At 74.6% G+C, this 8231-nt stretch carries 1 protein-coding gene (only partly in view); it reads right to left on the reverse strand.

What is annotated here, in order from left to right; all coding sequences use genetic code 11:
* Window positions 1–8189 carry the 5' portion of a type I polyketide synthase gene (locus tag ACGF13_RS12610; RefSeq protein ID WP_392872707.1) on the reverse strand. It extends 25687 nt beyond the left edge of the window, so only the first 8189 of its 33876 coding nucleotides appear in the window; it begins with the start codon at window positions 8187–8189; its stop codon lies off the left edge, out of view.
* Window positions 8190–8231: the final 42 nt, after the last annotated feature.

The raw sequence follows: 8231 nt of genomic DNA on the forward strand, positions 1-8231 counted from the left end.
GCACCGCCACCCGCCAGCCAACGGGCCACCTGCGCACCCAGCGCACCCGTACCACCCGTCACCAGAACGGTGCCACGCGGCGTCCACGCGGCGGCAGCTCCCGGCACCCGGACCAGGCGACGCACGAACACACCGCTCGCCCGCACCGCGAGCTGGTCCTCGTCGCCCAGGCTGGCCAGCACCGACAGCAGTCGGCCCTGCGCCCGCTCGTCCAGCACCTCCGGCAGGTCGACCAGACCACCCCAACGCTCCGGGTGCTCCAGCGCGACGACCCGGCCCAGACCCCACACCTGCGCCTGCGCCACGTCACGCAGCGCATCCGCACGACCCGTCGACACCGCACCGCCGGTCGCCAACCACAACGGCGCACCGACACCGGCGTCACCGAGAGCCTGCACCAGCGTCAGCGCGACACCCGCGTCCGACACCACACCCAGCACACCCGCCACCGGGGCGCCGGCAGCCGCAGTCACCGCAGCCGCCAGCTCCCCGCGCGACAGCCCGGCCGAACCCACCAGCCGCACCGACACACCACGACCCGACAACGCCCCCGCACACGCCACCACCGACGCGGCCGAAACGTCCTCCGCCACCACCAGCCACGCACCGGACGGAACGGCGGAACCGAGCTCGGTCACCGGCTTCCACTGGACGCGGTAGCGCCAGCCGTCGACGGTGTGGCGCTCACGGCGGCGACGCCGCCAGGAGGAGAGTGCGGGCAGCACGGTGCCGAGGGAGGAGCGGACGCCCTGCTCGGCGTCGTCCACCTCCAGGGCCTCGGCCAGCGCGCCGAGGTCCTCGCGTTCCACGGCCTCCCAGAAGACCGCGCTGTCGAAGACGTCCCCGGCGGGCCCGTCGAGGCCCGGACGCGCCACGAGGCTGAGGTCGGGCCAGTAGGTCTCCTGCTGGAAGGCGTACGTCGGCAGGTCGACGCGCACGGCGCCGGTGCCGGCGAAGACGGCGCTCCAGTCGACGGCCGAGCCGTGGACGTGGGCGGCGGCCAGGGCGGTCAGCGCGGTCTGCGCCTCGGCCCGTCCGGTGCGCAGGGCGGCGGCGAAGGCCGCGGCGCCGGTCAGGCACTCCTGGGCCATGGCGGTGAGGACACCGTCCGGGCCCAGCTCGACGAAGGTGCTGACGCCCTGGGCCTCCAGGGTCCGCATGCCGTCGGCGAAGCGAACGGCCTCGCGGACGTGCCGCACCCAGTACTCGGGCGAGCACAGCTCCTCGGCGGTGGCGACCGAACCGGTCACGTTGGACACCACCGGGATGACCGGCTCGGCGTAGTTCAGGCCCTCGGCGACGGCCCGGAACTCCTCCAACATGCCGTCCATCAGCGGCGAGTGGAAGGCGTGCGAGACGCTCAGCCGCTTGGTCTTCTCGAACTGCCCGGCGATCGCCAGAACTTCGGACTCGTCGCCGGAAATCACCACGGAGGTCGGGCCGTTGACGGCGGCGATGCTCACCTGGGCGGTCAGCAGCGGCAGGACGTCCGCCTCGGCGGCCTTGACGGCCACCATCGCGCCGCCCTCGGGCAGCGCCTGCATCAGCCGGCCGCGCGCCGCGACCAGGGTGACGGCGTCGTCCAGCGACAGCACGCCCGCGACGTGGGCGGCCGCGATCTCACCGATCGAGTGGCCCACCAGGAAGTCCGGACGGACCCCCCAGCTCTCGTACAGCCGGAACAGTGCGGTCTCGATCGCGAACAGCGCCGGCTGGGTGTACTCGGTACGGGCGAGAACGTCGGCGTCCTCACCGAACACGGCCTCGCGCAGCGGCAGTTCGACCCGCGCGCAGATGGCGTCGAAGGCGTCCGCGAACACCGGGAAGGCGTCGTACAGCTCACGCCCCATGCCCGGACGCTGGCTCCCCTGTCCCGTGAACAGGAACGCCAGCTTGCCGCCCGAGGCGGCACCGGTCACCAGCCCGGCGGCCGTGCCGCCCTCGGCCAGTGCCTCGACGGCGGCCAGCAGCTCGGCCGGGCCGTCCACGACCACGGCCGCCCGGTGCTCGAAGGCGGCCCGGGAGGTCGCGAGCGAGTACGCGAGGTCGGCGGCCGGCACGTCCGACCGGGTGCGCAGGTGGGCGGCCAGGCGGCGGGCCTGGGCGCGCAGGGCGTCGGGGGTGCGGCCCGACAGGACGACCGGCAGGTCGGCGGCCGGGGCCGGAACGGCCTCGCGGGCCGGCGCCTCGGTGTCCGCCGGGGCCTGCTCGATGAGGACGTGGGCGTTGGTGCCGGAGACGCCGAAGGAGGAGACGCCGGCCCGGCGGGGTTCGCCGGTCTCGGGCCAGTCCCGCGACTCCGTCAGCAGCTCGACGGCGCCGGAGGTCCAGTCGATGTGCGGGGACGGCTCGTCGACGTGCAGGGTCTGCGGGAGCACGCCGGCGCGGATCGCCATGACCATCTTGATCACGCCGCCGACGCCGGATGCGGCCTGGGTGTGGCCGATGTTGGACTTCAGCGAGCCCAGCCAGAGCGGGCGGTCGCCGCCGCGCTCCTGGCCGTAGGTGGCGAGCAGGGCCTGGGCCTCGATCGGGTCGCCGAGCACCGTGCCGGTGCCGTGCGCCTCGACGGCGTCGACCTGGTCGGCCGTCAGGCCGGCGCCGGCCAGCGCCTGGCGGATGACCCGCTGCTGCGCGGGGCCGTTCGGGGCGGTGAGGCCGTTGCTGGCACCGTCCTGGTTGATCGCCGAACCGCGGACGACCGCCAGCACCGGGTGCCCGAGGCGCTGAGCGTCCGACAGCCGCTCGACCAGCAGCACACCGACGCCCTCGCCCCAGCCGGTGCCGTCCGCGGCGCCCGCGAAGGACTTGCAGCGCCCGTCGACGGCCAGTCCGCGCTGGCGGCTGAACTCCACGAAGGCGGCGGGGGTGGACATGACGGTGACACCGCCGGCCAGGGCCATGGTGCACTCGCCGCCCCGCAGCGACTGGACGGCCAGGTGGAGGGCGACCAGCGAGGAGGAGCAGGCGGTGTCGACGGTGACCGCCGGGCCCTCAAGACCGAAGGTGTAGGCGAGTCGACCGGAGACCACGGCGGCGGCGTTGCCGGTGGCCAGGTAGCCCTCGGTCGCCTCGGCGGTGCTCATCAGGAGGGCGCCGTAGTCCTGGCCGTTGGAGCCGACGAACACGCCGGCCTGGCTGCCCTTCAGGGTGGCCGGGTCGATGCCGGCCCGCTCGAAGGCCTCCCAGGAGGTCTCCAGCAGCAGGCGCTGCTGCGGGTCCATCGCCAGCGCCTCGCGCGGCGAGATGCCGAAGAAGCCCGCGTCGAAGCGGCCGACGCCGGGGAGGAAGCCGCCCTCGCGCGAGTAGGAGGTGCCCTGGTGTGCCGGGTCCGGGTGGTAGAGGGCGTCGAGGTCCCAGCCGCGGTCCTCGGGGAAGGTGCCGATGCCGTCGACGCCGTCGGCGACGATCCGCCACAGGTCCTCGGGCGAGCTGACGCCGCCGGGGTAGCGGCAGGCCATGCCGACGATGGCGATCGGCTCGTCGTCGGTCCGCGCGGTCGTGGTGGCGGGCACGGCGGCGGACTGCTCGCCGAGCAGGCGGGTCCGCAGGTGGGCGGCCAGGACCTCGGGGGTCGGGTAGTCGAAGACCAGGGTGGCCGGGAGGGAGAGGCCGGTGCCGGCGGTCAGCAGGTTGCGCAGCTCGACGGCGGTCAGCGAGTCGAAGCCGAGGTCCTTGAAGGCGCGGCCGGACTCGATCTCGGCGGAGTCGGCGTGGCCGAGCACCGTGGCGACGTGGCCCCGGACGAGCCCGGTCAGCAGCTGCACCTGCTCGGCGGCGGCGAGCGGGGCGATCCGCTCGCGCAGCCGGCCGGCCTGGTCGGTGGTCTGCGCGGGCGCCTGCTCGGCGTCGAGCAGCGCCCGGACCTCGGGAAGGTCGGCGATCAGCGGGCGGTTGCGGCCGGCGGTGAAGGCCGGGGCGAAGCGCGCCCAGTCGACGTCGGCGACGGTCAGCGTGGCGTCGCCCTCGGAGAGGGCGCGGCCGAGGGCGGCCAGCGCCAGTTCGGGGGCGAGCGGCGGCAGGCCGCGGCGGCGCAGCTGCTGCTCGCCCTCGCCGTCGACCATGCCGCCGTCGGCCCAGGGGCCCCAGGCGACGGCGGTGGCGGCCAGGCCGCGGCCACGGCGCTGCTCGGCGAGCGCGTCGAGGTAGGCGTTGGCGGCCGCGTAGGCGGCCTGCCCGCCACTGCCCCAGACACCCGCGATGGAGGAGAAGAGGACGAAGGCGTCCAGCTCGGTGTCCCCGAGCAGCTCGTCCAGGTGCGCGGCACCGGCCACCTTCGCGGCCATCAGCTCGGCGGCCTCGGCGGCGTCGGTGGCGGCGAGCACGGCCGAACCGGTCAGACCGGCGGTGTGGACGACGGCGGTGAACTCGTGCTCGGCGAGCAGCGCTTCGACGGCCGTACGGTCGGCGACGTCACACGCGGCGACGGTCACCTCGACACCCGACGCGACCAGCTCGTCGCGCAGTTCGGCCGCACCCGGGGCCTCCAGACCCCGACGGCTGGTCAGCACCAGGTGCCCGGCACCGTTGTCCGCCAACCAGCGCGCCACCCGCGCACCCAGCGCACCCGTACCACCCGTGACCAGCACCGTGCCACGCGGCGACCACGAACCCGCCACCTCACCCGAGCGACCGGCCCGCACCAGACGACGCACGAACACGCCCGAGGCGCGCACCGCGACCTGGTCCTCACCGTCCACACCCGCCAGCACAGCGGCCAACCGGCCCCGCGCCCGGGCATCCAGCACCTCGGGCAGGTCGACCAGACCACCCCAACGCTCCGGCGCCTCCAGCGCCACCACCCGGCCCAGACCCCAGACCTGCGCCTGCACCGCACTGCTCACCCGGTCGGCCCGACCGACCGACACCGCACCCCGCGACGCCAACCACAACGGCGCCCCCACACCCGCGTCACCCAGCGCCTGCACCAGCGCGATGGTCGCGGTGAAGCCGACGGTCAGCACCGGCTGGCCGGCGTCCGGCTGCTCGGCGAGCGTGAGCAGGGACAGCACGCCGGACACCTCGGTGCCCTCGGCGGCGATCCCGGCCAGCAGCTCCGCCAAGCCCGCCCGGTCGGCGCCCGCCTCGACCTCGACGCGGCGCACCTCGGCGCCGCTCGCGGTGAGCGTCTCGGCGACGGCGGTGGCGGTGGCCTCGTCCAGGCCGGCCGGAACGGCGAGCAGCCAGGTGCCCGCCGGGGCGGCCGCCTGCTCCCCGTCGACCGGCTGCCAGGTGACGTGGTACTGCCAACCGTCCACCGTGGTCCGGTTCCTGCGCTGCTCGCGCCAGGTGGAGAGCGCGGGCAGCAGGGTGCTCAGGGAGGACTGCACCAGCTCGTCGCCGCCGTCCACGGACAGCGTCATCGCCACGGCGGCGAGGTCACCGCTCTCGACGGCCGCCCAGAACGCGGAGTCCGTGCCGTCCACCGGCTCGAAGGCCGCCTCGGCGGCGTCGTTCGGCAGGTCGAGCCAGTAGCGCTGCCGCTGGAAGGCGTAGGTGGGCAGCTCGACGCGGCTCGCACCGGTGCCGTCGAAGGCCGGCGACCAGTCCACCGCGGCACCGTTCACGTGCGCGGTGGCCAGCGCGGTCAGCAGCGCCCGCTGCTCCGGGCGGCCGGCGCGCAGCACCGGGGTGAACACGCCCTGCTCGACGCACTCCTGGCCCATGGCCGAGAGCACACCGTCGGGGCCCAGCTCGACGAAGACGCTGACGCCCTGGGCCTCCAGGGCCCGCATGCCATCGGCGAAGCGGACGGCCTCGCGGACGTGACGCACCCAGTACTCGGGCGAGCACAGCTCCTCGGCGGTGGCCAGGGCACCGGTGACGTTGGAGACCACCGCGATCTGCGGCGCCGCGTAGGTCAGGCCCTCCGCGATCCGCCGGAAGTCGTCCACCATGCCGTCCATCAGCGGGGAGTGGAAGGCGTGCGAGACGTTGAGACGCTTGGTCTTCTCGAACTGCCCGGCGATCGCCAGCACTTCGGACTCGTCGCCCGAAATCACCACGGAGGAAGGACCGTTGACGGCGGCGATGCTGACGTTGGCCGTGAGCAGCGGCAGGATCTCGGCCTCGGTGGCCTTGACCGCGACCATCGCGCCGCCCTCGGGCAGCGCCTGCATCAGCCGGCCACGAGCGGCGACCAGGGTGACGGCGTCGTCCAGCGAGAGGACACCGGCCACGTGGGCGGCCGCGATCTCACCGATCGAGTGGCCCACCAGGAAGTCCGGACGGACCCCCCAGCTCTCCACCAGCCGGAACAGCGCGGTCTCGATCGCGAACAGCGCGACCTGAGTGTACTCCGTACGGGCGAGAACGTCCGCGTCCTCGCCGAACACCGCTTCCTTCAGTGGCAGTTCGACCCGCGCGCAGACGGCGTCGAAGGCCTCGGCGAACACCGGGAAGGTCTCGTACAGCTCCCGGCCCATGCCAGGACGCTGGCTGCCCTGCCCGGTGAACAGGAACGCCGTCCGGCCTCGCGTGGCCGCGACACCGCGCACCACGTCGGCCGAGGCGTCGCCCTCGGCCAGCGCGCGCAGCGCGGCGGTGAGCGCCGTCCGGTCCTCGGCCAGCACCACGGCCCGGTGCTCCAGGACGGCGCGGCCGCGCACCGCGGAGTAGCCCAGGTCGGTCAGGTCCAGTTCCGGCCGGCCCTCGACGTGGGCGAGCAGCGCCCGCGCCTGGGCCCGCAGGGCCTCCGCCGAGCGGCCCGAGACCGGCACGGGGACCTGTGCGGACACCCGCGCGGGCCGCCCGGCGCCGGGGGCGCCTTCCGTTCCCTCGGCCGCCTCGGGGGCGGGGGCCTGCTCCAGGATGGTGTGGGCGTTGGTGCCGCTGATGCCGAAGGAGGAGATGGCCGCGCGGCGCGGGCGCCCGGTCTCCGGCCAGTCCCGGGCCTCGGTCAGCAGCTTGACCTCGCCCGCGGTCCAGTCGACGTGCGGGGTGGGCTCGTCCACGTGCAGGGTCTGCGGCATGAGCCCGTGCTGCAGGGCCATGACCAGCTTGATGATGCCGCCGACGCCGGCCGCGGCCTGGGAGTGGCCCAGGTTGGACTTGAGCGAGCCGAGCCAGAGCGGCTCGCCGTTCTCGCCGCGCTCCTGCCCGTAGGTGGCGAGCAGGGCCTGGGCCTCGATCGGGTCGCCGAGCCGGGTGCCCGTGCCGTGCGCCTCGACCAGGTCGACCTGGTCGGCGGTCAGCCGGGCGCTGGCCAGGGCCTGGCGGATGACCCGCTGCTGCGCGGGGCCGTTGGGGGCGGTCAGGCCGTTGCTGGCACCGTCCTGGTTGACGGCGGAGCCGCGCACGACGGCGAGCACCGGGTGCCCGAGGCGCTGCGCGTCCGACAGCCGCTCGACGAGCAGCATGCCGACGCCCTCGGACCAGCCGGTGCCGTCGGCGCCGGCGGCGAAGGCCTTGCAGCGGCCGTCGGCGGACAGGCCCTGCTGGCGGCTGAAGGCGATGAAGGTACCGGGGGTGGTCATGACGGTGACGCCGCCGACCAGGGCCATCGAGCAGTCGCCCTGGCGCAGGGCGTGGGCGGCGAGGTGCAGGGCGACCAGGGAGGAGGAGCAGGCGGTGTCGATGGTGACCGCCGGGCCCTCGAGACCGAGGCTGTAGGCGATGCGGCCGGAGACCACGCTGGAGGCGTTGCCGGTCAGCAGGTGGCCCTCGAGGCCGGCCAGACCGGCGTGCATGGTGGTGCCGTAGTTGGAGGAGGCCGCGCCGATGAAGACACCGGCCTGGCTGCCCTTCACCGAGGACGGGTCGATGCCGGCGCGCTCGAAGGTCTCCCAGGCGGTCTCCAGCAGGATCCGCTGCTGCGGGTCCATCGCGGTCGCCTCGCGCGGCGAGATGCCGAAGAAGCCGGCGTCGAACTCGCTGGCGTCGTACAGGAACCCGCCGTCGCGGCTGACGCTCTTGCCGGCCTTCTCCGGGTCCGGGTCGTAGAGCGTGTCGAAGTCCCAGCCGCGGTCGGTGGGCATGCCGGCGATCGCGTCCGTCCCGGTCGCGACCAGGTTCCACAGGTCCTCGGGGCTGCGCACGCCGCCGGGGTAGCGGCAGCTCATGGCGACGACGGCGAGCGGCTCGAGGTCCCGCTCCTCGACCTCGCGCAGCTGCCTGCGGGCCTGCCGCAGGTCCGCCGTGACGCGCTTCAGGTAGTCGAGGTACTTCTCTTCGTTCGAAGACGTGGTCATGTGCTTCGTCACCTCCAGGAGGCGGTCAGTGAGCTTGCGCCC

The sequence above is a fragment of the Kitasatospora sp. NPDC048286 genome (assembly GCF_043201735.1).
Lineage (GTDB): Bacteria > Actinomycetota > Actinomycetes > Streptomycetales > Streptomycetaceae > Kitasatospora.